The 26,014-nt window shown below is 43.4% G+C and carries 24 protein-coding genes; 3 read left to right on the top strand and 21 right to left on the bottom strand.

The window, feature by feature from the left end; genetic code table 11:
* Positions 1-200: 200 nt before the first annotated feature.
* Positions 201-1,493 carry a Y-family DNA polymerase gene (locus QLG00_RS01790; RefSeq protein ID WP_282470402.1) on the bottom strand — a complete coding sequence of 431 codons (1,293 nt, stop codon included), beginning with the start codon at positions 1,491-1,493 and terminating at the stop codon, positions 201-203.
* A 4-nt stretch (positions 1,494-1,497) separates the two neighbouring features.
* Positions 1,498-2,109, bottom strand: coding sequence for a translesion error-prone DNA polymerase V autoproteolytic subunit (umuD, locus tag QLG00_RS01785; protein ID WP_004939604.1), 612 nt, complete (start codon positions 2,107-2,109; stop codon positions 1,498-1,500).
* Between the two features lie 144 nt (positions 2,110-2,253).
* Between umuD and QLG00_RS01780 the strand changes: the two genes are divergently transcribed.
* On the top strand, positions 2,254-2,505 hold the full coding sequence (locus QLG00_RS01780; RefSeq protein WP_004939609.1) for a hypothetical protein: 252 nt from the start codon (positions 2,254-2,256) through the stop codon (positions 2,503-2,505).
* Between the two features lie 142 nt (positions 2,506-2,647).
* Here the strand turns inward: QLG00_RS01780 and QLG00_RS01775 are convergent, their stop codons facing one another.
* From QLG00_RS01775 to QLG00_RS01735, 9 genes are all read right to left on the bottom strand, one after another.
* Positions 2,648-3,094, bottom strand: coding sequence for a PaaI family thioesterase (locus QLG00_RS01775; protein WP_004939612.1), 447 nt, complete (start codon positions 3,092-3,094; stop codon positions 2,648-2,650).
* A 242-nt stretch (positions 3,095-3,336) separates the two neighbouring features.
* Positions 3,337-4,068, bottom strand: a complete 732-nt coding sequence (locus QLG00_RS01770; RefSeq protein WP_076031982.1) for a PqiC family protein — start codon at positions 4,066-4,068, stop codon at positions 3,337-3,339.
* Positions 4,058-5,713 (bottom strand): MlaD family protein, encoded by a 1,656-nt coding sequence (locus tag QLG00_RS01765; protein ID WP_162179346.1) that lies wholly within the window; start codon positions 5,711-5,713, stop codon positions 4,058-4,060. The genes QLG00_RS01770 and QLG00_RS01765 overlap by 11 nt, the downstream gene beginning before the upstream one ends.
* A gap of 36 nt (positions 5,714-5,749) precedes the next feature.
* Entirely contained in the window at positions 5,750-6,508 is a 759-nt protein-coding gene (locus QLG00_RS01760; RefSeq protein WP_119025976.1) for a paraquat-inducible protein A, read from the bottom strand.
* On the bottom strand, positions 6,505-7,185 hold the full coding sequence (locus QLG00_RS01755) for a paraquat-inducible protein A (protein WP_025095023.1): 681 nt from the start codon (positions 7,183-7,185) through the stop codon (positions 6,505-6,507). Before QLG00_RS01755 ends, QLG00_RS01760 begins: the two co-directional genes overlap by 4 nt.
* Positions 7,186-7,465: 280 nt before the next feature.
* Entirely contained in the window at positions 7,466-8,446 is a 981-nt protein-coding gene (locus tag QLG00_RS01750) for a zinc-binding dehydrogenase (RefSeq protein ID WP_282470401.1), read from the bottom strand.
* 64 nt (positions 8,447-8,510) lie between these two features.
* Entirely contained in the window at positions 8,511-9,200 is a 690-nt protein-coding gene (locus QLG00_RS01745; protein ID WP_004939637.1) for a type 1 glutamine amidotransferase domain-containing protein, read from the bottom strand.
* A 3-nt stretch (positions 9,201-9,203) separates the two neighbouring features.
* Positions 9,204-9,827, bottom strand: coding sequence for a TetR/AcrR family transcriptional regulator (locus QLG00_RS01740; RefSeq protein ID WP_282470400.1), 624 nt, complete (start codon positions 9,825-9,827; stop codon positions 9,204-9,206).
* A gap of 82 nt (positions 9,828-9,909) precedes the next feature.
* Complete coding sequence (locus QLG00_RS01735) at positions 9,910-10,833, bottom strand: LysR family transcriptional regulator (RefSeq protein WP_004948835.1); 924 nt, start codon at positions 10,831-10,833, stop codon at positions 9,910-9,912.
* Between the two features lie 89 nt (positions 10,834-10,922).
* On the opposite strand from QLG00_RS01735, the gene QLG00_RS01730 reads away from it, so the two are divergent.
* On the top strand, positions 10,923-11,561 hold the full coding sequence (locus tag QLG00_RS01730) for a LysE family translocator (protein WP_282470399.1): 639 nt from the start codon (positions 10,923-10,925) through the stop codon (positions 11,559-11,561).
* Positions 11,562-11,741: 180 nt separating this feature from the next.
* Positions 11,742-12,437 (top strand): tetratricopeptide repeat protein, encoded by a 696-nt coding sequence (locus QLG00_RS01725; RefSeq protein WP_119690825.1) that lies wholly within the window; start codon positions 11,742-11,744, stop codon positions 12,435-12,437.
* Positions 12,438-12,512: 75 nt separating this feature from the next.
* Here QLG00_RS01725 and QLG00_RS01720 read toward each other — a convergent pair whose 3' ends face one another.
* From QLG00_RS01720 to QLG00_RS01675, 10 genes are all read right to left on the bottom strand, one after another.
* Positions 12,513-13,400, bottom strand: coding sequence for a DMT family transporter (locus tag QLG00_RS01720; RefSeq protein WP_282470398.1), 888 nt, complete (start codon positions 13,398-13,400; stop codon positions 12,513-12,515).
* A gap of 202 nt (positions 13,401-13,602) precedes the next feature.
* Positions 13,603-14,481, bottom strand: coding sequence for an alpha/beta hydrolase (locus QLG00_RS01715; protein WP_025095028.1), 879 nt, complete (start codon positions 14,479-14,481; stop codon positions 13,603-13,605).
* 861 nt (positions 14,482-15,342) lie between these two features.
* Positions 15,343-15,486, bottom strand: coding sequence for a zinc ribbon-containing protein (locus tag QLG00_RS01710; RefSeq protein WP_004939665.1), 144 nt, complete (start codon positions 15,484-15,486; stop codon positions 15,343-15,345).
* Positions 15,487-15,822: 336 nt separating this feature from the next.
* Positions 15,823-18,045, bottom strand: coding sequence for an AAA family ATPase (locus tag QLG00_RS01705; protein WP_282470397.1), 2,223 nt, complete (start codon positions 18,043-18,045; stop codon positions 15,823-15,825).
* Positions 18,046-18,126: 81 nt separating this feature from the next.
* The gene (acnD, locus tag QLG00_RS01700) at positions 18,127-20,760 is read right to left on the bottom strand and encodes a Fe/S-dependent 2-methylisocitrate dehydratase AcnD (RefSeq protein ID WP_282470396.1); all 2,634 of its coding nucleotides are present in this window, start codon (positions 20,758-20,760) and stop codon (positions 18,127-18,129) included.
* The gene (prpC, locus tag QLG00_RS01695) at positions 20,760-21,917 is read right to left on the bottom strand and encodes a 2-methylcitrate synthase (protein WP_004948850.1); all 1,158 of its coding nucleotides are present in this window, start codon (positions 21,915-21,917) and stop codon (positions 20,760-20,762) included. Before prpC ends, acnD begins: the two co-directional genes overlap by 1 nt.
* A gap of 216 nt (positions 21,918-22,133) precedes the next feature.
* Complete coding sequence (gene prpB, locus QLG00_RS01690) at positions 22,134-23,018, bottom strand: methylisocitrate lyase (protein WP_004929161.1); 885 nt, start codon at positions 23,016-23,018, stop codon at positions 22,134-22,136.
* 23 nt (positions 23,019-23,041) lie between these two features.
* On the bottom strand, positions 23,042-23,722 hold the full coding sequence (locus tag QLG00_RS01685; RefSeq protein ID WP_004948854.1) for a GntR family transcriptional regulator: 681 nt from the start codon (positions 23,720-23,722) through the stop codon (positions 23,042-23,044).
* A gap of 426 nt (positions 23,723-24,148) precedes the next feature.
* Positions 24,149-25,156, bottom strand: a complete 1,008-nt coding sequence (locus QLG00_RS01680) for a transketolase C-terminal domain-containing protein (RefSeq protein ID WP_282470395.1) — start codon at positions 25,154-25,156, stop codon at positions 24,149-24,151.
* 12 nt (positions 25,157-25,168) lie between these two features.
* A complete protein-coding gene (locus QLG00_RS01675; protein ID WP_111812972.1) occupies positions 25,169-26,014 on the bottom strand; it encodes a transketolase in 846 nt (281 codons plus the stop codon).

Here is a 26,014-nt window from a genome sequence, read left to right as displayed (position 1 = left end):
ACCCTTGAGATATAGTGTAGGAAAATCAGGGTGGGATTGTTTCCCTTAAAATCACTTTTTTATTTCATTTTTTAAATTTTTTTTCATTTAAAGCCAAATTAGTGACAATTTTTTCAATTTAAAGAAAAAATATACTTTTATTCTTTCATTATAATCAAAAAACAAGGTTATTTTTACCAAAACCAATACTTAAAATTTAATCATTGCACCCTCAGCACATCCGCCCACTGAGTAAGATAACTGGGCGATTTATGTGCCTGATTCATTTTCCAAGGTCGAGGCTGCTTATTCGTCAAAGGAGCCAAAACAATTCGATCTTTGCCATGCTCTTTGTTTATTTGTATCAATATATCCAGTAATTTTTGATTTTTAATGGTGCTCTGTGCATCGAAAAACAGATCTGGTACATATTGCTGCCGAGGAATTACATCTAGTAGCGTAATACCGGCTTTTTTGTAGCTGTGCCCTACTTTAAAGATACACTTTAATCCATATTGAACCGCTTTATTAATTTCCAGCAGATTGTCGGTGTAATCTCTCAAATGGACAATCGTATAGGGATGAAAATACTCAGCGTCTTGAAAGCGGTTGGTACGGATACTAACACCGATCGATTTACATAACAGGCGCTGTGCATAAAGCCGCTCTACAGCCCGCTGGGTAAACTGCGTTAAGGCTTCACTCAGATTTTGCAAATCCTTAACAGGTTGTCCAAAGCTACGGCTACTAATAATATGCTGCTTATCGGGCACTTGATGTTCAAGTTCAATACAAGATATCCCTCGAAGCTCACGGACTGTATTTTCAAGTATCACTGAAAAATGTTGACCGAGTCGCTTATCATCAGCTTCAACCAAATCCATCACACTGCAAATCTGCATTTGTTCAAGACGCTTTTGTAGCTTGCGTCCGACGCCCCACACCTCCCCTACATCGGTGTGTGCCAGCAAATCTTCAATCACACAGGGGTCTTCATTGACCATGTTACAGACACCATCAAATGCAGCATGGGTTTTGGCGAGGTGATTGGCCATTTTGGCTTGAGTTTTTGAGTAACCAATACCAATACAGCACGGTAGTCCTAACCATGTCTGTACGGTTTTTAAAATCTGGCGTGCATATTGACTGAGGTTTTCTCTGTGCTGATGGTCGGTCAGCTCCAAAAAACATTCATCAATGGAATAGATTTCCTGATCGTTCGGCCCGACAAAGTTAGCCAGAATATTCATAAAGCGTCTGGACATTTCGGCATACAGTGCGTAGTTGCTCGAGAGCACAGCCACGTGATGCCGACGAATTAAATGCTGAATCTGAAAAAGCGGAACTGCCATTTTAATGCCCAATGCCTTGGCTTCTTTAGAGCGTGACACGACACAGCCATCGTTATTAGACAAAACAACCACTGGGCGTTGATGTAATTTGGGGTCGAATACTCGCTCACAACTGACGTAACAATTATTGACGTCGACGAGCGCAAAAACACGCTGTTTCATGGACTTATCGCATTCGTTTAAGGTTGTAAGTCACTACACCCCAAATCACCAATTCTTGGCCTTCATCGATATAAATATCTTGAAAGTCAGGATTTTCGGCTTTTAGCCAGATTTTTGGAGGCTGAAAATGATGATCGATCATCAAGCGTTTGACCGTAAATTCATTGTCGACCATGGCGATCACAATATCACCCGATTTTGCAGGAAGGCTACGGTCAACAATCAGTGGATCGTCGATATCAATACCTGCATCGAGCATGGAAAGCGAATTGGCCTTCACAATAAACGTCGCACTTTCGTTACGAATCAGATATTCGTTTAAATCGAGTCCCTGTTCGACGTGATCTTGTGCCGGCGACGGAAAACCTGCCGCAACACGCTCAGTGGCAAGTGGAATCTGATAGATTTTGGCGGTATTGGGCTGAATCGCCTGTGCCTTGATCGAAGTTTTAAAATCGACCAGGTTATTGGTTTTTAAATTATCGAGCAGCCATTGTTTGATAAATGCCACTTGCGACTCAGGCACACGAATCACCTTAGTGGGTTCCTGAAATTTTGCCTTTCGACCCGCATTGGCCCGTGCACCGCCGTGCTCATTTTTATGTTGTTCAGCCATCATTCTCCTCCTCGCTTGACCATTCATCGTATTTTATTAATCTATCTTGAATTCGTTACAAATTCAAGTTGACGACGTTTTACTTTTGCATAACAATAGCCATGAGCAGATCAAATTATCAACAATATCTGGTGGAGCGTAACAATGAAAAAACAACGTGATGCAGTATTCGGCTATGCACAGGATTTACATGCTTACTATATTCAGTTTATTGAAAATAATAAGATTTTAGAAAATCGCTACGGCCTTGTATGTAACCTAAATGATGAAGATCAGGCCGACAGTATTATGACAACCTTGATATTAAAGAAATCCTTCTGGATGAATGGCTCGTCTTTGCACGACATTACCCGTGGACTACAGTTATTGGCACCACATTTTAGCCATGCCTGTTAATGTTCAAGCTTTAAATGCTCAAATAATCCGGTTCTGCTGTTCGACACTTGCGAACCGGATGATGAGATAAAGTCTAATTTTCTATTTCATTTTTAAAAAATAAATTGATGTCACGCATCTAAATATTATTTTAATGCTGTTTTCAGGCTGATTTGGCACGCAAAATCATATTGGTTGCGGTGGCATGCGCATAGAGTTTTCCTTCTTCATCACGCAAATAGCCTTCAGAAATAATCAGGTTTTTCCCGATATTAATTACTTTCCCTTCTGCTATGAGCGGCGTATTAAACGGTACTGGACGGCACATTTTTATGGCCAGATCGGTGGTCCCATAGCCTTCTCCAGCAGCCAGAACCGAATGCGCTGAACATCCAGTGACAGAATCCAAAACAGTTGCGGCAAATCCGCCATGTACGCCACCTAAAGGATTGGTATGACGCTCATCAGCTAATGCACGCATGACAATTCGGCCAAACTCGGCTTCGACCAACTCACCCATTCCCATGGTTTTTGAAATTCCAGGAGCTGGAACCAAGCCTTTTTGAAATGCTTGCATCATTTCAAGCCCCGTCATTTGATGTGGGTTCATGTTATTTTCCTCGCAAATTCTTTCATCATGTAGTTAACCGAATCTATTTATTTTTTCAGCCGTATCAATATAAAACCTAATTTTAAGTTCCAAAAAAGAACTAAACAAAACGTACAGCGGTATCACAACAGAGTCAATCTATAAAACCCTAGAATTCTTGACTAGCGAGTTTTTTAAGGCGATTTGATCATCTCGATAAAAAAAGCCTCAACGCGTGAGGCTTTTTTAATGATGCTGAAGTTTTACGAACAACGTACGCCCTGAATGGTAGGGCGTGTTTTGGCTTCGGTGGCGACTACGGACTGCGCCACAGCATCAATCACACGTTCCATTGCCACACTAGAAGCACGCACAGTTGCCTGAATATCACCTGCACCAGATGCCACTGGTTGCTGAAAGGTCACACGACAACTCATTTGACGATCGGCAATTTCCGCACTTCCCGCCGCTGCGGTTTTCACAGGTACATTGATCGGTTCTTGTCGTTTGATAATCCAGGCCACCGCCACATCAATCATACGAGTATTCGATTTCATCTTTTCACCATTACCCGCACTGATGATATCGAAATGAGAAAAGTCCGTTGCAATACGATACGAGACCTGCCCGCCAGTCATACCGCTGCTGTAGCGATCGACGGCGCCCAGCTTACGTTGTAATCCAGCCGACAGACTATCACGCAGTTCAGAGCTAAAGGTAGAGGTCCAGCGATCATTATCGAGTACCTTGGATTTGCCCGAAGGTTGCTGCAAGACCAACGGAATACGGTTGAGGCGGTCGGGCAACGCTACAGGAAGCACCTCAATGACTCGAACATTCGAGCTGGTCAAAGGCGTTACCTGAGGTGAAAGCGTGTAATAGTTCGGTGTTGGCGAACTGCTACAGGCACTGAGAAGCCACGGTAAAGCCACAAATGTGACACATCCCAGTAGTCGACGACCCAGTGACACTGGGTGTGTAATCTTATTTATCATCATCATCCTCTGGTAATTTGCCACGAATCAAAGATTCTGGATGTTGTTCAATATAATCCGCCATCAATTGCAACGATGCTGCGGCGCGCGTCATTTGCTGTAACGCACGGCGAACATCTTGCTGCATTGGTGCATCACTCGACAAAATTGATTCGCTTGATTTCACAGTTTTACGCACTTCAGTGAGTGTGGCTTGCAAATCTGGTGCAACTTTTCCATCTAACTGTTTAACCAGCTTGTCGGTCGATTCAATAGCGGTATTCATGTTTTTCAGCGTTTTGCGGACATCTTGACCAATTTCAACCAGTGGGAATTTGGTGAGCTTGTCGGCAATTTGTGAAACCTGAGCCTGTAAGCCGCTGAGTTCTGTTGGCGTGGTCGGAACTTCTACGACACCATTTGGTCGAATGATCAGATTTGCTGGTTTGGCTTTCGGGAACTTATCAAAGGCAATATAGTTTTGGCCCGTTAGCAAATTACCTGTGCGCATTTGAGCACGCCAGCCTTGCTGGATAAATGATCTGAAAATATCACCATCTGGATCGAGCTCTTTACCGTTGGCCAGACGCGACGGATAAATCAGCGCCTCAACCCGCATACGAAGCTGCGTATAATTGGCGTTGAATTCAACATTAATCGATTTCACATTCCCAATTTCTAAGCCCATAAAGTCAATCGGTGCGCCTGCAGTTAGACCACGAATAGAATGATTAAAGTACATAATGATCTGTTTTGGTCGGCCGTCTGGTTCTTTAAGCGCTTCTGTGCGTGAATCTGCCAGAATAAAACGACTGTGATTGGCCGCAACCCCCGCATTAGATGATTCCGGATAACCAAAGGCAATCCCGCCCGCCACAATACTGGCCAGCGACTGGGTGTCTAAATTAAAGCCTGATGCATTGAGCGTGACATCAACGCCGCTGGCTTGCCAAAAGCGCGCATCGGTGGTGACAAATTTATCGTAAGGTGAACGAACAAAGGTTTGTAACTCGACGCTCTTGCCATCTTGCGAGAGTTTATACGCTGTAATCTGTCCGACATTGATGCGTCGATAATAAATCGGTGAGCCAATATCCAGCGAACCCAAATCACGCGCTTTAAGAAAATAGACTTTGCCGGGTACATCCGACGCCACCACAGGCGGCACTTCAAGCCCAGTAAATTCTTCTTGCTTTTCTTTGGACTTGCCGCCATCGACCTCGATGTATGCACCCGACAATAAGGTATCAATGCCCGATACACCACTGGTTCCAATTCGTGGACGCACCACCCAGAAACGCGAATCTTTTGAGGCAAACTGGCTGGCGTCTTTGCGTAGCTCGATTTTTGCAATGACATGAGAGCCGTCGTCAGCTAAATCAATTTGACGCACTAGTCCGATATCGACCTGTTTATAACGCACAGTGGTTTTGCCTGCCACCAAGCCTTCAGCCGTACGGAACGACACATCGATTGTGGGCCCGGTGTTTAAAATAGCCTTAACCGCCAGCGAGAGCGCAATCAATAACGCCACAAGCGGAATGAGCCAGATCAGTGCCGGCCGCCACTTGCCTTTTCTCTTTTGTGGTTCAGGCAAGCCACGCGAAGTATGATTCGGATCTGGAACGGGATGTTCACTGTTTGGAGTATGCTCAGACATGCTTATCGTTCTTTTTAAAGGTCATTAAAGGGAAAATGTAATTCAATGGTGCTGCTCCATCATCGTGGTCGCTGTGCCTTGAGCTGTCTGGGACTGCTGTTTGGACTGTCCGGAATAATAGTTATCCCAAATCATTCGGGGGTCGAAACTCAAGGATGCAAACATGGTCAGGACTACCACGGCGCCAAATGCAACAGCACCCGGCCCAGCCAAGATCGTGGCCAGTGATTGAATCTGAATCAGCGCGGTGAGTAAGGCCACCACAAAAACATCAATCATGGACCAACGGCCAATAAACTCAACAATGCGGTATAAAATCGAACAATGCTCAGGCGAAAAACGCCAGCGTAATGAAGATTGCATGCGGACTGCAATCAGCAGGAAAAATAGAATAAATAGTTTAAGCAGCGGAATAAAAATACTGGCCATAAAAATGACCGTCGCCACCAGATAATCACCACTTTTCCAGAAGTAAATCACCCCACTCATGATGGTGTCTTGCTGACTGCCCAATAATGAATTGGTAATGGTCATGGGCAATACGTTGGCGGGTATGTACAAAATACTTGCTGCCACGGCCAGTGCAAAGGTCCGGTTTAAACTACTTGGTTTTCGCGCATGCAATGCACTGTGGCATCGGACGCACTTAGGTGTGCTCTCATCGGTATGCGAGATGTCGACATGATTGAGCAGCCCGCAACAATGACAACGCACGAGCGAAAGTTCATGCGCTCGAGGTGGATGCACATCGGAAACAGGACTGACCACATGCTGTTGCTGTGACTCATGTTGAGTACTCATGGCACCCTCCTGTCAATTTCATCCCACAGATCATTGATCTTAAACGATGCAATATAAACCAGTAACACACTCAACAGTGCAAATGCCCAAAGTGCAATACCCGGAATGACCACCACCATTGCGATCAGCTTGACCAGTGTCACCAGTACTCCAATCAGGAATACCTCAATCATGCCCCATTCTCGAAAAAGAAACAGGGCTCTGAGTGCCACCAACAAATAAGAAGGACGCGTTTTAAATACACTCACCGAAGCCAGAACGTAAGTGAGTAACAATAAATCTAATAAAGGAACAATAAAGGTCGTGATCAGAATGAGCACCCCCACAAATGCCCGATCAATATGAAACATCGCCATCGCGGCACCAATGAGCGTAGTCTGAGAGGAATTCCCCTGCAATTCGACCTTTACAATCGGAAAACTATTGGCAATCGCAAATACAATCAGCGCTGTGAGCACCAGCGCTAGCAAAGTACTGAGCGACTTGCTTCGTCGATATAATTCGGCACCACAACAGTTGCAGTAAGCACGTTCACCCGCAGCCAACGTGACCTTGCGGTAAATAGCATCGCATTCTTCACACCCTGCCAATTCTGAAGGCGTAAAGGATTGTCCCTCTATAAAAATTGTCGGGCTTGATGGTAAGGCTGATGACTGCTCTGAAACATCTCGACTCATGGAGCACGTGACCCAGTATAAAATTAAAGGCGCTATGAAATAAAAGTTGTCGCTTTGATATGTAGATGACTGACGTCCTGTACAAACTTATATTTCTTTTTCTAGTCCATCTTAACCGATGATCAAAGACTTGGCACACCATTCGAACAAAAAACATAAACGATGTCGCATAACAGCTTACTGAATGTTTGGCTTTTATATTTCCCTCTATTTTTAAGGCACAAAAAAGCACATGCCAGAACTCTTCTGACATGTGCTTGTACTTATACACAGTGATGGCCTAGTTTGGTTTAAACAACACCTTGCCTTTGCGGCCACTTTGGGTTGAAAGTCGTGCCGCTTCATCGACCTGATCAAAGCTTAAAATCGCCTCGACCGGAAGTTGCAATTGTTTACTTGCCGCCAGTTGAATCAGTTCGCTCAGTAGCTCACGTTTGTGTGCTGGCTCCATGTTCTTGCTCACGACACTGGCCCAAAATCCTTTCACCACAGCCTGCTTAAAAATCAAATCACCCGAAGGTAGCTGCATCGGTTCGCCAGTCATGCTACCAAAAGACACCAAGGTGCTGTCATCGCCTAATAAGCTCAACACTTCAGCACTGGCCTGTCCACCAATCGAATCGACACCTGCTACCAACGTATGCTCACCGAGCAGGGTTTTAACCTGTGCTTTCCAGTCGTCTTGTTCGGTAGCAACCACATGCTGAATTCCGAGCGCCGTCATTTCATCGACCGCACTTTGACGACGCACCAGATTGATCACACCAATACCACGAGATTTGGCAATCATGGCCACTGTTTTACCTACTGCGCCGTTGGCAGTGTTTTGAATCATCCATTGACCCGGCTGAATGCCAATAAAATCGAGTAACATCAGCGCACTGATCGGCATGCCAATCAACTGTGCCGCGGTTTGGTCATCAATTTCGTCTGGCAATGGCACCACACCTGCCGCTGGTGCAAGAAAGTACTCTGCCCATGTGTTATGTACAGAAGCCACCGACACACGTTGTCCAACTTGAAGATGCTCAACGCCCTCACCCAACGCATCAATCAATCCGACCGCCTCACTGCCTCCAATTGCAGGAAGTTCAGGCTTATAACCATAGCGCCCGCGTACTGTCCAGACATCGTGGTTATGAATTGGGGTGAGAATTGTTTTGATACGTACCTGTCCCGCTTTTGGCTCAGGCACAGGCGCCTCTCCCAGCTCCAGTACATCGACAGGTTCACCAAAGGTTTTATGAAGTACGCTTTGCATATAAATTTCCTAAGTTTAAACAAGAATTAAAGAAGGATGAAACGTGGCCGTATCGGCAGCGCACTTAGGCGCTACGCTGACTCAATAGTTTGAGCAAATGCTCTGCCACAGCTTCAGAACTGGCCGGATTTTGACCCGTCACCAATAGGCCTTCTTTCACGGTAAAGGACTGCCAATCTGCACCTTTTTCATAATGTGCGCCTTGGGCCTTAAATTCATCTTCAATCAAAAACGGTACAACATCAGTCAGTTGTACCCCCTCTTCTTCACTGTTTGAAAAACCAGTTACATGCTTACCTTTTACAAACGAGCCGCCTTCTGGCGTTTTTACATTTTTAAGCACTGCCGGCGCATGGCATACCAAACCCAATGGTTTTTGATCTTGAGTGACCTGCTCGATCAGACGAATCGAATGCGGATCGTTGGTTAAATCCCATAGCGGGCCATGACCACCCGAGTAAAATACAGCATCGAAATCATCTGGATTGATTTGCGCCAGCGGAATGGTATTGGCAAGCTGTTGCTGTGCATCTGGATCTTCTTTAAAACGACGGGTTGAGTCGGTTTGAGCATCCGGATCGTCACTTTTTGGATCTAGCGGTGGCTGTCCACCTTGAGGAGATGCCAATACTAGCTCGGCACCTGCATCTTTAAATACATAATACGGCGAGGTAAATTCTTCTAGCCAAAAACCGGTTTTTTTGCCTGTAGAACCAAGCTGACTATGTGAGGTAAGAATGATTAAAATTTTCATTGATTATTTTTCCTGTTGGTTATGCTGACATCCCGTTAAAAGGGCTTTGCTGGTATCAAGCGCCTGATAAAGAGGGGTCTTTTCTTTGTGCAGTTTGCTGAGCAATGCTGCACCCAAAAACATTTGATAAATGACCTGTGCAAGACTCTGTGCCGGTTGTACAGAAGCAATCGAGCCCTCTTTTTGCCCTTGCACAATCAAGTCCGCCATACGCGCGGTCAAACGCTTCACACCTTCATCCATAATCAGTCGCATGTCTTCAGATAAATCTGCAACTTCTGCGGCCATTTTTACAATCAGGCAAGATTCGGCCCAACTGTCTTGGGTAGAAGGATCTTCAATCCAGCATTGAAAATACGTGAGTAATTTGTCCCGTGCAGACTGCTCGCTGGCCCACAACTGATTTAAACGTATTTGATAATCGGATATGTAGTTCTTGAGTAAAGCACAACCAAAGACTTCCTTCGAATCGAAGTAATGGTAAAAAGAACCCTTTGGAACACCGCTAGTTTTTAAAATTTCTTGCAAACCCACGCCAACAAATCCTTTACGTAAGACCAAACTAAATCCGGTATCGAGGATATGTTGCCGTTTCGCTTCAGATTTTTGCGCTTGATGTGTTGTCATGACCTTCACAATAAAATAGACCAGTCGTCTATAATTATACGTCAGATTTCTTCTATGTAAAGCCAGATACTCAATGAGTCATTTAAAGTGTTGGTTCTAAAGCAAGTTTTTCTGCCAAAAATTGAATAAATACACTAAGCTTTGGCGGCAAATGTCGCGTGGGTGGATACAGTAACCATGCATCACCACTGTAATAGGTTTTAAAATACCAGTCTGGCAATACCTGAATCAGCCGACCGTCTTGCAAGGCATGTCTTGCCACAAAATACGGCAGGCTGGCAATGCCAATATGTTTAAGTGCAGCATCTAAACGGATGCCCGTGTGATTGGCCGAGTAACGTCCGCTCACCTGTACCGTGATGGTTTTCGAGCCTTGCTGGAATTTCCATTTCGAATCGCTGGGCTGTTCACCCAAATAAATACATGAGTGTTGTTTTAAGTCTTGAGGCTGTTCGGGAGTGCCGTGCTCGGCTAAATATTGCGGCGTGGCGCAAAGCAGATGATTAATTTCGATCAAGCGCCGCCCCATTAACCCACCCGGCGGGTGATCGGTGATACGAATGGCCAGATCGACACCGTCATCGATAAAATCGACATAACGATCTTCGAGCAGCATCTGGACATCAATTTTTGGATAACGCTGAAAAAACTCTGGCATATGCGGATGCAGCATAAAATGCCCCACCGCTTTGGGTACACTCATACGAACTGTACCTTGCGGCTCACTATGAAACTGCCCTGAACTTTCCATTACGGCCTGCGCAGCATTGACCATGTCGAGACAATTGACATAAATCTGCTGGCCACTTTCACTTAAACGTAACTTGCGCGTTGTGCGCTGAAGCAAACGCGTGCCCAATACTTTTTCCAGACGAGAAATTGCACGACTAATCGCAGACGGTGTAGCGCCCATCTGACGGGCTGTTTCAGAAAAACTTCCCGTTTCCACCACTTTTACAAAAATGGCCATTTCCTGCAAATAATGAATACTTTGATTTGTGCTCATGAAGCAAAAATAATTTGAATTTTTACTAGATTATCATCATCTACATGTTTTTTTACACTAAGACTTAACAAATTTTTGGGACCTTTCCGATGCTGACACACTATTGGCCTGAATTTTTAAGTTTAGCGATTGTTCACCTGCTGGCGGTGATTTTACCCGGCCCCGATTTTGCGATCAGTGTGCGTCAAAGTTTACGCTATGGCCACCTTATTGGTTGCCTGACCGCAATTGGTATTGGCATGGGAATTTCGGTGCATGTACTTTATACCTTGGTTGGGGTTGGATTTTTTATCCAAAAAAATGAGTGGCTCATGCTGCTGTTTAAATCTGCGGGTGCATTGTACCTGTGCTATCTGGGCTGGAAGCTGATTACCAGTAGATCGAGCGGCGTGATTGATCTGGAGCAGCCTGCATCTGCGCATACAAAAATGAGTAAATGGCAGGCCATCAGTACCGGATTTATGACCAATGCACTCAACCCCAAAGCCACCATTTTCTTTTTGGCTATTTTTACGACCTTGGTTAGTCCGAATACCCCCACCAATATTCAGATTTTTTATGGTGTCTGGATGTGTGTGGTCACCGCCTTATGGTTTATTTTGGTGAGCTTACTGTTTTCACGTGCCAGCATCCGTCAGGCATTTTTAAAACGTGAAACCGTGGTAGAACGCGGCATTGGTGTGGTGCTAATGGGTATGGCCATCAAACTGATCATGACCAGCGTATAGATTTAACCACGCACTTAATCAGCATAACGATAAAACATTTAAAGAGAGACGAACCATCTCTCTTTTTATTTCTTGGCGCATCACAAACCATACGGCCAACCATTTCACAGTCATCTGTTGCAGATTCATTCAAATTTTGGTTAAAGTTTTATCAAAATAAATACAAGAAGATGTTTTGATATGCGCAATTACGTCCACCGAAAAATTATTATTTTGATTGCCGCCTGTACGCTTAGCGTAGCAGCATGGTCTGAACCGAGCGTCAGTGATATTCGTAAAGAGGCCGAGGCTGGCAAAGCCACCGCGCAGTATCATTACGGTATGATGCATTTAAGTGGTGAACAAGGTGTTCAGCTTAATAATGCCGAAGCACTCAAGTGGCTCACTCGCGCCGATGACAATGGCAGCGTAGGCGCCAAGTACAGTCTTGGCATGTTGTATTTGGTCGGTCAGGGAGTGAAAAAGGATGAAGCACGCGCACTCGATTATTTTAAACGGGCAGCCAAGTCTGGCCATGCCAAAGCGCAATATGTAGTCGCTCATATGTATCGCGAAGGGCGAGGAACCCCACAAAATGCACAAGAAGCCTTTAACTGGATGAGTCAATCTGCACAGCAGCACTACCCGCCTGCACAATACAGCTTGGGGCAAATGTATTCTAACGGTAAAGGCGTCCAGAAAAATGATACACAAGCATTGCACTGGTACACACAAGCAGCCGAAAACGGTGAAAAAGATGCACAGTATAATTTAGGCATGATGTATTTAAATGCAGAAGGCACAGCAAAAAATCTGCCCCTTGCCAAAAAGTGGCTACAACGCGCTGCCGATGCAGGTGACTCAGATGCCAAGCAGGTATTAAAAGGACTCAAATAAACATCCTGTAATACGTGATCAGAATGAGCATACCTTGCAATAAACGCAATGGAGTGATCAAAGTTTTATTTACGGCTAAGCCCAAATCACCATAATTGCGGCCACAATCACCAGCCACAAACCCATATGGTCTGTTCTAGCGAGTTTTTCTTTAAAAAAGAAAGCTGAAATTAACAGACTAAATAAAATCTCGACCTGCCCTAACGTTTTAACAATGGCAACGGTTTGCATGCTCATGGCACTAAACCAGCCCAAAGACGCCAAAAAACTGCAAACGCTGACCTTAAAGGTTAGTCCAATTCGTTGCCACATATGATAAAGCGTTTGTCGGCTAAAGATTCCCAGATACAACAGCATGATGATGCATTGAAAACTGATCAGACTACATAGCACCCACGCAGCGCGATGTAAAAATGGCAGCATGTCGAGCTCTAAACTGGCTTCACGTACCAATAGTGATGTAATGGCAAAACACAGGCCACTTCCCAAACCAATCATGAGAGTTTTTAGCGACAATTCACTCTGCTGCCGACCTTTACTGAGTAGAAATACCGCAACTGCACCAATCGATACGCCCACCCAGCCCCATGCGGTTAGATGCTCTTGTAGAAACAATACCCCCACCAAAGCGGCCAAAATCGCTTCACTTTTGGCAAGCCCCACCCCAATGGCATAATTTTTTTGCTGAAACAATTTAACCATTAAGGCGGTGGCATAAATCTGGCTCACTCCAGCAATCACAATACACAGCCAAAATTTTGGAGAAAAGCTGACATGCGCAGTGATAGGCTGCTGATGATATAAAAAAGCAAGATAACTCAGCGCAAATACTGGCGAAAATACAAATCGGGCCAAGGTGGTGCCATAGATATCGACACTGCCACTGAGCTGCTTTTGAAATGCATTACGCCACGCCTGCATAAATGCCGCCATCAACGTAAATAAAATCCAGACAATCGCCATAGGCCCCATATGCAATTCAAAAAAACACTGTAATGTACTGGATTGTGGTCAAATTTTCGAGCATGGTTTAAGCGTTTTAAGTCGAATTTTAAAATAACGTTTGTTTAGCTGGAGTTGATCGCCCTCATAAAAAAAACCTGCTTTAAGGAGCAGGTTTTTTTCAATGTTTCATAGCATGAGTAAAAAAGCTTACACTGCCTACTTAAAAACGATCGACTGAATGCTGTACACCCAAGAAATCGAGCAAATCTTGCGCTACGCGTTCTTGTTGCGTCGCCAACACACCATGTGGCTCATCTACATACTCGATGAGTTTGGCATTCGGCAACGCTTTTTGCACCGCATGTGCGGTAATCCCAATCGGAACGGTTTTATCTGCTGTGCCATGAATCACCAGCACTGGCACGGTAAAAGCGGCCAGATCGGGTCTGAAATCTGTATAGGCAAAGGCTCTCACACAATCGACTGTGGCTTTCAAACTGGCTTGCATCGCCACTTGGGTATTCCATTTAATAAATTCATCACTGACCGCATGGCTTAGAAAGCCTACACCATAAAAATCTTTAAAGAAGTGATTAAAAAACTTTGGACGTTCATCTAAGATGCCTTCAATCATGCCTTGAAAGACTGAGCCGTCTACACCTTCAGGATGATTATCGGTTTTTAATAAAAACGGCACGACTGAAGAAATTAAAGCCACCTGTTTAATATCTTTGGCTTGATGGCGACTCAAGTAGCGTGCAATTTCGCCGCCTCCCATAGAGAACCCCACCAAAGTGACATTGGTGAGCTGTTTGTCTTCAATTACACCGCGTAAATCATCGGCAAAAGTATCGTAGTCATAACCCGACCATGTTTGCTCTGAACGACCAAAACCACGACGGTCATAACTCACCACACGAAAGCCAGCTTCGACCAGTTTAATCGCGATCCAGTCCCAACTGTCTGAAGACAACGGCCAACCATGAATCAGTACCACAGGCTCTCCTTGGCCCCAGTCTTTGACATATAATTTTGCTTTATTGGTTTTATTTGCAGTGTTTTCAGCGCTTATATTGTATTGATTTTCGTAAAGTGACATGTGATTTCCTTAAGTAAAGAGCATGCATTGGTTTATCAATCTAAAGCTGAATGATCATTTCTGGTGAGGGTTTAATGTGTAGATTTTATACAGTACGTGAGTCTTTGTTCATGTTCGGTGAGTGCGGGAGAACAGTACCGTTAATAGATTAAATTTTATACCGATATTACTATTTAAAAACGTCACCTTAGCACTATGCTACTGATATCTTAGGTTAAAATAAAATTACAAATAGAAAGAAAAATCAACGTTTTGTTGCGCGAGTGCATTATTTGTATAACAGCTTTGTACTATTGAAATATTTTGAGCAATGCTAAATTGGCGACATCATAAATAAGAACAGTACACTCATGAAAACTGAAATGACCATACAACTTCCTTCTATCATGGCAATGTGGACTTTTTTAAATGAAAACCTACATTTCAAGCTGTCTAAATACGAATTTGTTGAAGGCGGCATAAAAGTAATTGTGCAAACTAGTAAAAGTATTGCCTCGACCAAACCCAAACGTACTAAACGATTCTTTTAAGCCAAAGGCCCAATGGTGAAATAAAATTTTGTAGGCTTTGGCGTACAAAATTTTAAGGATTTTGCGGATTGGCAGCCCAATGGTAAAGGTCTATTCTAAAGTCATACAGGAACAGGACGTTCCAAAACATAAAACAACAACAATAAGTTTAAGCATCAGGACGTGAGGTACGACAGGAGTTATACCTAGTAACGAAATACGAAAAAAGCCCAACAGGATGTTGGGCTTTTTTTTGCTTATTTGAATGATGGCTGAGTATTATCAATAAAAAAATCCCGTCGGTTGACAGGGATTTTTCAAAATAGCGGATAGCTGTTTTGTATTATGCGGCTTAGGCAAGCTTACTGCTAAATTGCTTGCCAAGGCATTTGGTACACGGAGGTAGTCGATCTGTACCAATTTCTAAGTAAACGCGATGTCCGCATTGGACACAAAAATAGAAGCCTGTTCCAGGTTTTTCGCCAGCTGTAACCATTTTTGTTCTCCATATATTTTAGAAATGGTATATATACTATAGCGTGATACTTTTGATTATATATTGACCTTTCTGACAAACGGTCATGATTTAATAGCGAAGTGCAGTTGTGTACGTTTTGACGTACATTATTTTAAGGATTTTGCGGATTGGCAGCCTGCTGCTCTAGGTCTATTCTAAAGTCATACAGGAACAGGACGTTCCAAAACATAAAACTACAACAATAAGTTTAAGCATCAGGACGTGAGGTACGACAGGAGTTATACCTAGTAACGAAATACGAAAAAAGCCCAACAGGATGTTGGGCTTTTTTTATTAGAATGATCTTTCAACAAATCATATTGTTATCATTTTTTTATAATGATTTTCATACCCAGCAACTTTAAAAAGTTCTGCAAAAGCATCACGAAAATCTTGATAATTAAACTCTTTAAAGTCAAAAATATTTTGTCCTAAAGAGTGTGATTCTCGATTTATATATCTATAAAATGCTTGGAATCTATTAGCTTTTAAAGACTCTTGTAAGAAAAAATTATTCAAATCTCTTTTTTCAACAAAATTAAAAAAATATTCAATTATATTTCTCATACAATTAGCAATCAGGGCTGCCGGTTGCTGGCTATCCTTTATAACAAACCAATAAGCTTGATAATCATTTTGGATTTCTTCATATCTCATAGGAATAAAATTACTTCCTGTTTCATTCTTTACTAATCTGAACAAACTCTGATTTTCCTTCCTAACCTCATGATTAGTCTCAGTAACTTCATAGAAGAAATATAAACTATGAGTTAAAATAAAAACTTGTTCATATTTATAGTTCCATGTAGTTTCCTTGCAAGAAGTTTTAGGATTCACTCTAGTACTTTTCGTACCAAAAAATTCATTTTTAATTAATCTTCCAACATTGAAGATATATATATGAGATAAACTAGAAATTGGATCATCAATAACAATGATTTTCTTTGTGTTTGTTTCTGTTACTTCTTTCTTCCCTCTACATAATTCAAGAAAATAAAGAAAACTAATAATCATTTTTTCGCCTTCACTTAAAGAGTGAAAAATTTTATCCTCTTTGTTTCCCCTTATTATTTTATAGAAATTATCAGAATATTTTTTAATCTCAAAATCATTAATTCCTAAATCAATTAAACCATCTTTTATATTTTCAATTGCTTTATCAATATTTACTGTCCTTTTTTGCTGTTCATAAATAATTGTTTTTTGTATATCAATTTTTATTAAATTTTGTGTTATGTTCTTTTCTATTTGATCTATTCTTGTTTGTAATATTATTTTTTTAGTCTTAAATGAACTAATAATTAGATCATACTCCCAACGCATTATTTCCCAAAAATATTTTCTTATATTTGCTCTTACCACTTCTTTTTGGTCAATATTTTTATTGTGTTCATTAACAAGTGAATTAATCCCTAGAATAACTTTATTTAATTCTTCAAGAGCTTCCACGGAACTTTTCAAATAAAATGAAGCACTTGGGTTCTTGATTTTATCTTCAATAATTTTATGATTATTTTCAATAATTTTTATAAATTCATGATATCTAATCTCGAAATCTTTACTATACACTTCAAACTTTGGATGTGATTCAAAAGTAGATTTACTAGGGATAGATTGAATTTCTTTTGAATAATTTTTAAATAAATAATTCAAAGCTACTATATCCGCTTCATAAGAAGCATCAAAATAACTTTTTATATTTTCTATTAATATATTTGAGATCGTCTTTTCTTGACAAAATGGACAATTCAAATTTTCATTTAAGTTGTTTTGAGGTATATATTTTAATCCTAACTTCACCCAGTCAGAGTTACCAAGCATCTTGATGAGTTGTGAAACGGTACTATTTTCATTACCTACGATATGTTTACTTAACAAAGATTCAATCTCTACATTTTGAGATGAAAAATTAATTTTAGGTAAGCTTAGATACTTTTGTGGGTTATCACCTGAAATAGATTGAAAGTCACTTTTTAAATCATCAATACTTTTTTTAGGTTTTATAGTTGGTTTACTTAAATCTAAAAGATAATTAAATAAACTATCTTTTGAAGCTTTGTAGCCGTCTAAACAAAATTCAAGAACCCTGTCGCCACCACTATAATCATTTTTTATTTTCCAAACTGTTTCCTTTGCAGCATTTTGTTCTCGAACTATTATTCTTTTCTCATCCTCAAGTTCACTTTTTTGTTTTTCTACTTCATCTTTAAGTTTTTCAATTTCTTTCAAAGCATTAGAAATCTTAGTTTCAGCCTCTTTATTCTCTTTTGAAAGAGTAAAAATCCCCTTTAAATTTTCAACTTCAAAAAAGTTTTCTTGAATAAACTTTTGATTATATACAAGAACTTCATGATCATCTTCCAAACCATCTATGGAACAATCTTTATATTTCGGATCTACCATTTGATGAAAAAAATTTGAAAAAGTACTTTTGCCTGCACCATTTAAACCATAAATAAGATTTATCTTTTTATCAGTTTCTAAAGTAGCATTACTTTTATAGCTTGCAACATTTTTAAGATTTATTAATCGAATCATTGTTTATCCATATACAATAAAAAACCCCATCATCAAGATAGGGCTCTTTTGAATAATTTTCAATCAACTATAGACTAAATATCAAGCTACCTGTCCCTCTAAAAAGTCCTGCGCAAAACGCTGTAATACCCCACCCGCTTCATATACAGATACTTCTTCTTCTGTATCTAAACGGCACGTTACAGGCACTTCCAGAATCTCTTCCTTACCATCCGCTGTAGCACGTTCAATCACCAAAGTTAACGTCGAACGCGGTGCAATATTCCCAATCACGCTATATAGCTCTGTACCATCGAGTTTTAAGGTTTTACGGTTTACACCTGCTTTAAACTCAAGCGGTAACACGCCCATACCTACAAGGTTAGTGCGGTGAATACGCTCAAAGCCTTCGGCTACAATCGCTTCTACACCTGCAAGGCGTACACCTTTTGCAGCCCAGTCACGGCTTGAACCTTGGCCATAATCTGCACCAGCAACAATGATTAACGGTTGCTTACGGTTCATGTAGGTTTCAATGGCTTCCCACATCCGCATCACTTCGCCTTCTGGCTCAACACGCGCTTTTGAACCTTGCTTAATGGTACCGTCGGAACGAACCACCATTTCATTAAACAATTTCGGGTTAGCAAAAGTAGCACGTTGTGCAGTCAAGTGGTCGCCACGGTGGGTTGCGTATGAGTTAAAGTCTTCTTCTGGTACGCCCATTTTATGCAAGTATTCACCTGCTGCCGAATCCATCATAATCGCATTTGAAGGCGATAAATGGTCGGTGGTGATGTTATCACCCAAGATTGCCAGCGGACGCATATTGGTCAAAGTGCGTGGTGCAGCCAGAGCGCCTTCCCAATATGGCGGACGGCGAATATAGGTACTTTGTGGGCGCCAGTTGTACAGCGGGCTTTCGGCCTGTTCAACCTCACCCAGATCAAACATGGGAATATACACTTTACGGAACTGTTCAGGCTTCACCGCTTCTTTAACCAGTGCATCTATTTCGGCATCGGATGGCCAGATGTCTTTAAGGTAAATGGCGTTGCCGTTTTGGTCGGTGCCGAGTGCATCTTTTTCGATGTCAAAACGAATGGTGCCGGCAATCGCATACGCCACCACGAGCGGTGGAGATGCCAAAAAGGCCTGTTTTGCATATGGATGAATACGCCCGTCGAAGTTACGGTTGCCCGAAAGTACAGCCGTTGCATACAAATCACGGTCGATAATTTCTTGCTGAATAACTGGATCTAACGCACCCGACATCCCGTTACACGTGGTACAGGCATAGGCCACAATACCAAAACCGAGTTGTTCTAAGTCTTTGAGTACGCCCGCTTCTTCTAGGTAAAGCGCTGCCGCTTTTGACCCCGGTGCAAAAGAAGATTTTACCCAAGGCTTACGAACCAAACCTAACTCGTTGGCCTTTCGTGCGAGTAGCCCTGCGGCCACGGTATTACGTGGGTTTGAGGTATTGGTACAAGAGGTAATCGCCGCAATGATGACGGCGCCATCTGGCATCAAGCCTTCTGCTTCTTGTGCTTTGGCTGCATCTAAGTTGCCTGCAATGCCTTTTGCTGCCAAGTCGGCGGTTGAAACACGGGCATGCGGATTAGATGGGCCTGCAATGTTGCGTGTAACAGTAGATAAATCAAAACGAAGTACGCGCGGGTACTCGGCTTGAGTCATTTCAGATGCCCAAAGACCGATTTCTTTAGCATATTGCTCAACCAATGCCACTTGAGCATCTTCACGGCCTGTCAGGCGCAAATAGTCAATGGTGTTCTGGTCGATATAAAACATGGCTGCGGTGGCGCCATATTCTGGTGTCATGTTTGAAATGGTGGCACGGTCACCCACCGACATGCTGTCGGCTCCCTCGCCAAAAAACTCCAGATATGCCCCGACCACGCGTTCTTTTCGTAAAAACTCAGTGAGTGCCAGTACGATATCGGTCGCGGTAATGCCGGCCTGACGCTGCCCGACCAGCTCGACGCCAATGATATCTGGCAAACGCATCCAAGAAGCACGACCCAGCATCACGTTCTCTGCTTCCAAGCCACCGACACCTATCGAAATAACACCCAATGCATCGGTATGTGGAGTATGTGAATCGGTGCCGACACAAGTATCTGGATAAGCAACACCATCACGTGCCTGAACCACCGGCGACATTTTTTCCAGATTGATCTGGTGCATGATGCCGTTTCCGGCAGGAATGACATCGACATTTTTAAATGCCGTTTTGGTCCATTCGATAAAATGAAAACGGTCTTCGTTACGACGGTCTTCAATCGCGCGGTTTTTCTCAAAGGCATCGGGATCAAATCCGCCATATTCGACCGCAAGCGAATGGTCGACAATCAGTTGTGTCGGCACTACTGGGTTCACTTTAGACGGATCACCGCCTTTATCTGCAATAGCATCCCGCAGGCCCGCAAGGTCAACCAGTGCGGTTTGGCCTAAAATATCATGACAGACCACACGCGCCGGATACCAAGGAAAATCTAGATCCTGACGACGTTCGATCAACTGCTTTAAATAATCGGTTAGATGCGCAGGATCTGCTTTACGAACCAACTGCTCGGCCAGCACTTTTGAGGTATAAGGCAATGTCTGGTAAGCGCCTGGCTGAATATCTTCAACGGCCTGACGCACGTCGTAATAGTCCAGCGGGGTATCGCCAAGTGCAGCATTGGGCAACGGTTTACGATATGGATTTGACATTAGTCACGCTCCGCCAACGGTTTAAATTCGAGATTTTCTGGGCCAGTATAGTTTGCACTTGGACGAATAATCTTGCCGTCTTGACGCTGCTCGATCACGTGCGCCGACCATCCTGCGGTACGTGCAATCACAAATAATGGTGTAAACATGGCTGTTGGTACACCCATCAGGTGATAACTTACCGCACTAAACCAGTCGAGATTTGGAAACATGTTTTTTACTTCTTTCATCACGGCTTCCAAACGCTCCGCGATCAAATACATCTTGGTGTTTTGCTGGGACTGCGCCAAATCGTAGGCCACTTTTTTAATCACTTCATTACGCGGATCAGATACGGTATAAACCGGATGACCAAATCCGATCACCACTTCTTTCTTCTCTACACGGCTTCGAATGTCTGCCTCAGCTTCGTCTGCATTGTCATAACGTTGCTGAATCACAAAGGCCACTTCATTGGCACCGCCGTGTTTAGGGCCACGTAGCGCGCCAATTCCACCGGTAATGGCCGAGTACATATCTGAACCCGTACCGGCGACTACGCGTGAGGTAAAGGTAGATGCATTAAACTCGTGCTCTGCATACAAAATGAGTGAGGTGTGCATGGCCTGAATCCATTCTTCAGATGGTTTTTCGCCATGCAACAAGTGCAGGAAATGCGCAGCGATTGAGTCGTCGTCGGTTTCGACCTCAATACGGCGCCCATTGTTGCTAAAGTGATACCAGTACAGCAGCATCGAACCCAGGCTGGCCATAAGTTTATCGGCAATGTCTTTTGCGCCGGCTTCGTTATGGTCTTCATGTTCTGGGGTTAAACAGCCTAATACCGACACGCCCGTACGCATCACATCCATGGGGTGAGCAGACGGCGGAAGCTGTTCAAGTGCGGTTTTGAGTGCTGCCGGTAAGCCACGAAGTGCCTTTAATTTGGCTTTATACGCTTTAAGCTCAGCTTGATTTGGTAATTTGCCATGTACCAGCAAGTGTGCCACTTCTTCAAACTGGCTGCCTACGGCGAGATCTAAAATGTCATAGCCACGATAATGCAAGTCGTTACCGCTACGACCGACGGTACAGAGCGCGGTGTTGCCTGCCACTTGTCCACTTAAGGCAACTGATTTTTTTGGTTTAAAGCCTGTTGTTGTTTCATTTGAGCTCATAAGATTGTCCTTTCCTATCGATCTGAATTTATTTATTAGGCACGATGGAGTCGTACCATTTTCACTTCTTATTTCGAAATTAACCACTTCGCCTTGCGCCTCATCAGAGCTTTAATCGCTTTAAAAGCAGTGCAAGGCCGTCCAATGTAGCTGCATCCATGCCGCCCTCACGATAGCCAAGACCATCGTTTCCACTTCTTTTCAAAGAGGGCTTATTTATTTCTTTTTCGCAAATGCGTTGTCTAAATAGTCTTCAAATGCATAGTAGTTAATGCGTTCATACAGCTCTTTACGCGTTTGCATGATGTCGACCACATTCTTTTGTGTGCCTTCTTTACGCAAGGTTTCATAAACCGTTTCGGCTGCCTTGTTCATGGCACGAAATGCCGAGAGTGGATATAACGCAAGGCTGACATCGGCAGAGGCCAGTTCATCGGTGGTAAATAGTGGCGTAGAACCAAACTCGGTAATATTGGCCAAAATGGGTGCGCCAGTCGCCTGTGCAAATTGCTTATACATTGCAAGCTCGGTAATGGCTTCTGGAAATAGCATGTCTGCACCGGCTTCGATATATGCGCCTGCACGATCAATCGCAGCTTGTAAACCATCGACAGCCAGTGCATCGGTACGTGCCATAATCACAAAATTTTCATCGGTACGTGCATCAACCGCCGCTTTAATCCGGTCAACCATTTCTTCTTGGCTCACAATAGCTTTATTTGGACGATGACCACAACGCTTGGCACCGACCTGATCTTCAATGTGCATGGCGGCAGCACCAAATTTAATTAGCGATTTGGTGGTACGGGCAATATTAAATGCTGAAGCGCCAAAGCCTGTGTCGGCATCGACCAGCAGAGGCAAATCGCATACATCCGTAATACGGCGCACATCGATCAGTACATCATCTAAATTACTAATACCTAAATCGGGTAAACCAAGCGAACCCGCCGCAACCCCACCACCCGACAAATAAATGGCTTTATAGCCTGCACGTTTGGCCAATAAGGCATGGTTGGCATTGATTGCACCCACCACCTGTAATGGACGTTCACTGGCGACTGCATCTCTAAATTTCTGTCCTGCTGATACTGTAGACATGTGCTGGTCTCTCTCCCTGTCAATTAAATAAAATGTTGTTCGATATTGCGATACGATGCTGCGATATGCCTGCGCATCAGAAGTTCTGCCAGTTCAGCATCTCCTTCGGCAATCGCGTTTAAAATATGTAAATGTTCAGACAGTGCTCTGTGCGGACGATTCGGGGTTTTGGAATACTGCACCCGATACATTCGAATTAAATGATAGAGTTCATCGCAGAGCATTTTTTCCAAGGTTTTGTTGCCACAATTTTTAATAATGCAGTAATGAAAATCGTCTTGGCCTTCTTGTAAATAGTAACCCTTACCTTCTTTGAAATCGGGATCTTGCGCGTGCAGATGCAATACGTCACGCAAATTTAAGATTTGCTGTTTGTCGATGCTTTGCGCGGCTAGTCGGCAAGCCAGACCTTCTAGGTTTTCACGAATCTGATATAGCTCTCGCAATTGCTGATGTGACAGCGATACCACCCGCGCGCCCACATGTGCGGTGCGCTCGACCAGTTTTTGTCCTTCTAGCCGATGAATGGCTTCTCGCAACGGCCCGCGGCTGATGCCATAAACACGTGCCAATTCTGGCTCCGAAATTTTACTGCCCGCTGCGATTTCACCACTGACAATCGCCGATTGAATTTTTTTAAAAATCTGATCGGTCAGGGTTTCTTGTGTACTTGCGCGCGCGGCTGGCTCAAGAAGTTCGGTCATGATGATGTCAACAATTACGACGATGCTGTTGTTAAAATACGCACAGATAACGCAAATTGCAATCACATTGTCGACAATATAAAAAACTCACACGTTTACTTTTTTAGCATTAAAACTATTAATTCATTGAAAATAATTAATTTATTCAAATAAACTGAATATCGAATTATCTTTTAGACTTAAGTCGAAGTTCGCAAAGTGTAAACAGTTTGGCTGATTTGATTACTTTTCTAAGCCTATACATGTAGAGGTGTATATGCCATGAGCTTACTTAGTGGCATCTTAAAAAACAGCACCACCTAAAAGAATTCTTATAGGTGGTGCTGTACTTTTTTAACTTGTTTTGAAATAAATGCTGTCGTGTTTTTCGATAATTAATCTCAATTGAGCGTGGCTTTGGGGCGTGCTTAAACACTTATAGAGTCATTACTTCGCCAAATGTGCCTTGATTTTGTCTTTCACTGCTTTGGTCGAAATACCATAGCGGTCATGCAAGGTGGGTAGCGCGCCTGCATCTAAAAAGGCATCTGGCAGCCCAATCATATCAAACCGCGGATGCTGACCATGTTTAAGCAGCAAAGCAGCTACTGCTTCTCCAAGCCCACCCACCAGCGAATGATTTTCTGCGGTTAGTACCGGACGTCCACCTTGAGCCACTTCCTGCAAAATGGTGTCTTCATCGAGTGGCTTGATGGTTGGTACGTGCAGCACTGCCACGTCTATCCCTTCTTGCGCCAAAGCTTCGGCGGCTTCAAGTGCACGCATGGTCAGTAAGCCTGTAGAGATGATTAACAAATCTTTGCCGGGCTTAATCACTTGCGCCTTGCCGAGCTTAAACTCATAGTTGTATTTATCGAGTACTAAAGGTACTTGACCACGCAATAACCGCATATAAACCGGCCCTTTATGCGCTGCAATCTGAGGAATGGCCTGCTCGATTTCCAGCGCATCGCATGGATCGATCACCATCAAGTTCGGCATTGCGCGAAAAATCGCGATATCGTCGGTAGCCTGATGGCTAGGTCCGTAACCTGTGGTCAGGCCAGGTAGAGCCGCGACAATCTTGACGTTTAAATTATCTTCTGCAATCGCCATACAGATAAAGTCGTAAGCACGGCGCGATGCAAACACCGCATAGGTGGTTGCAAAAGGCACAAAGCCTTCACGTGCCATACCTGCGGCTGCACTCATCAAGAGTTGTTCAGCCATACCCATCTGAAAAAATTTATCCGGATTTTCTTTGGCAAAAATGTGCAGATCGGTGTATTTCGACAAATCGGCCGATAATCCGACAATATCGTCGCGCTCTTTTGCGAGTGCATTAAGGGCATGACCAAATGGCGCTGGCTTGGTAGGTTGTCCTTCCGCAGCAATTGAAGCAATCATGGCTGAGGTAGTAAGTTTTTTCTTTGGCGGATGTGTTAACTGGCTCATCAGAAATGCTCCTTATTGACCATAATGCGTCAAAATATTTAATGCTTGATCCCACTCGTGTTCATCGACACGAATAAAGTGAGTTTTTTCACGGCTTTCCAGAAACGATACGCCTTTGCCCATTTTGGTGTCACAAATAATTACTCGTGGGCGCTGTCCGGTATGCTGTTTGGCTTGATCAAACGCATTGAGCAAGGCAGGTACATCATTGCCATCAACACGCTGGGTAAACCAGCCAAAGGCTTCCCATCGATCTACAATCGGCTCGAATGCCAGAATTTCACTTGAGTGGCCGTCAGCTTGCTGATTATTGACATCAATAATTGCAATTAGGTTGTCGAGTTTCCAGTGTGAAGCCGACATCACCGCTTCCCAAGTTGAGCCTTCGTTTAATTCACCATCGGAAAGCAGGTTATACACAAAAGCATCGGATTTTTTTTGCTTGAGTGCCAAGCAAGCCCCCACTGCAATGCCCAAACCGTGTCCGAGCGAGCCACCGGTAATTTCCATACCGGGCGTGTAAGAGGCCATGCCTGACATTGGTAAACGGCTGTCATCAGCTCCATAGCTTTCCAGCTCGTCGAGAGGCACAATTTTGGCCTCGATCAGCGCGGCATAAAGTGCAATTGCATAGTGACCGATCGAAAGATAAAAACGGTCACGACCTTCCCATTCCGGATTTTCAGGTTGATACTTCATGGCATGAAAATATGCCACAGCAAGTAAATCGGCTGCACCCAGTGCCTGCCCTACGTATCCTTGCCCTTGTACCTGCCCCATACGCAATGCGTGCTGGCGAATGTTATAGGCGCGTTGATGAAGTTCGGCAATTTGCCCAGCGCGATCGATATTTAACAT

Origin of the sequence: Acinetobacter sp. V89_7 (assembly GCF_029967895.1) — a bacterium.
In the GTDB taxonomy this organism is placed as follows: domain Bacteria; phylum Pseudomonadota; class Gammaproteobacteria; order Pseudomonadales; family Moraxellaceae; genus Acinetobacter; species Acinetobacter soli.
The sequence above is the reverse complement of the archived record's forward strand: the minus strand, read 5'-3'. Positions and strand labels throughout refer to the sequence as shown.

What these genes read in the sequence shown, in the direction of transcription:
- QLG00_RS01780 (WP_004939609.1), top strand. Translation starts at nt 2,254, where the DNA reads ATGAAAAAACAACGTGATGCAGTATTCGGCTATGCACAGGATTTACAT.
- QLG00_RS01725 (WP_119690825.1), top strand. Translation starts at nt 11,742, where the DNA reads ATGCGCAATTACGTCCACCGAAAAATTATTATTTTGATTGCCGCCTGT.
- QLG00_RS01740 (WP_282470400.1), bottom strand. Translation starts at nt 9,827, where the DNA reads ATGACAACACATCAAGCGCAAAAATCTGAAGCGAAACGGCAACATATC.
- prpB (WP_004929161.1), bottom strand. Translation starts at nt 23,018, where the DNA reads ATGTCTACAGTATCAGCAGGACAGAAATTTAGAGATGCAGTCGCCAGT.
- QLG00_RS01755 (WP_025095023.1), bottom strand. Translation starts at nt 7,185, where the DNA reads ATGAGTCGAGATGTTTCAGAGCAGTCATCAGCCTTACCATCAAGCCCG.
- QLG00_RS01790 (WP_282470402.1), bottom strand. Translation starts at nt 1,493, where the DNA reads ATGAAACAGCGTGTTTTTGCGCTCGTCGACGTCAATAATTGTTACGTC.
- QLG00_RS01675 (WP_111812972.1), bottom strand. Translation starts at nt 26,014, where the DNA reads ATGTTAAATATCGATCGCGCTGGGCAAATTGCCGAACTTCATCAACGC.
- umuD (WP_004939604.1), bottom strand. Translation starts at nt 2,109, where the DNA reads ATGGCTGAACAACATAAAAATGAGCACGGCGGTGCACGGGCCAATGCG.
- prpC (WP_004948850.1), bottom strand. Translation starts at nt 21,917, where the DNA reads ATGAGCTCAAATGAAACAACAACAGGCTTTAAACCAAAAAAATCAGTT.
- QLG00_RS01745 (WP_004939637.1), bottom strand. Translation starts at nt 9,200, where the DNA reads ATGAAAATTTTAATCATTCTTACCTCACATAGTCAGCTTGGTTCTACA.
- acnD (WP_282470396.1), bottom strand. Translation starts at nt 20,760, where the DNA reads ATGTCAAATCCATATCGTAAACCGTTGCCCAATGCTGCACTTGGCGAT.
- QLG00_RS01735 (WP_004948835.1), bottom strand. Translation starts at nt 10,833, where the DNA reads ATGAGCACAAATCAAAGTATTCATTATTTGCAGGAAATGGCCATTTTT.
- QLG00_RS01705 (WP_282470397.1), bottom strand. Translation starts at nt 18,045, where the DNA reads ATGATTCGATTAATAAATCTTAAAAATGTTGCAAGCTATAAAAGTAAT.
- QLG00_RS01760 (WP_119025976.1), bottom strand. Translation starts at nt 6,508, where the DNA reads ATGAGTACTCAACATGAGTCACAGCAACAGCATGTGGTCAGTCCTGTT.
- QLG00_RS01775 (WP_004939612.1), bottom strand. Translation starts at nt 3,094, where the DNA reads ATGAACCCACATCAAATGACGGGGCTTGAAATGATGCAAGCATTTCAA.
- QLG00_RS01720 (WP_282470398.1), bottom strand. Translation starts at nt 13,400, where the DNA reads ATGGCGATTGTCTGGATTTTATTTACGTTGATGGCGGCATTTATGCAG.
- QLG00_RS01730 (WP_282470399.1), top strand. Translation starts at nt 10,923, where the DNA reads ATGCTGACACACTATTGGCCTGAATTTTTAAGTTTAGCGATTGTTCAC.
- QLG00_RS01685 (WP_004948854.1), bottom strand. Translation starts at nt 23,722, where the DNA reads ATGACCGAACTTCTTGAGCCAGCCGCGCGCGCAAGTACACAAGAAACC.
- QLG00_RS01680 (WP_282470395.1), bottom strand. Translation starts at nt 25,156, where the DNA reads ATGAGCCAGTTAACACATCCGCCAAAGAAAAAACTTACTACCTCAGCC.
- QLG00_RS01710 (WP_004939665.1), bottom strand. Translation starts at nt 15,486, where the DNA reads ATGGTTACAGCTGGCGAAAAACCTGGAACAGGCTTCTATTTTTGTGTC.
- QLG00_RS01770 (WP_076031982.1), bottom strand. Translation starts at nt 4,068, where the DNA reads ATGATAAATAAGATTACACACCCAGTGTCACTGGGTCGTCGACTACTG.
- QLG00_RS01750 (WP_282470401.1), bottom strand. Translation starts at nt 8,446, where the DNA reads ATGCAAAGCGTACTTCATAAAACCTTTGGTGAACCTGTCGATGTACTG.
- QLG00_RS01715 (WP_025095028.1), bottom strand. Translation starts at nt 14,481, where the DNA reads ATGTCACTTTACGAAAATCAATACAATATAAGCGCTGAAAACACTGCA.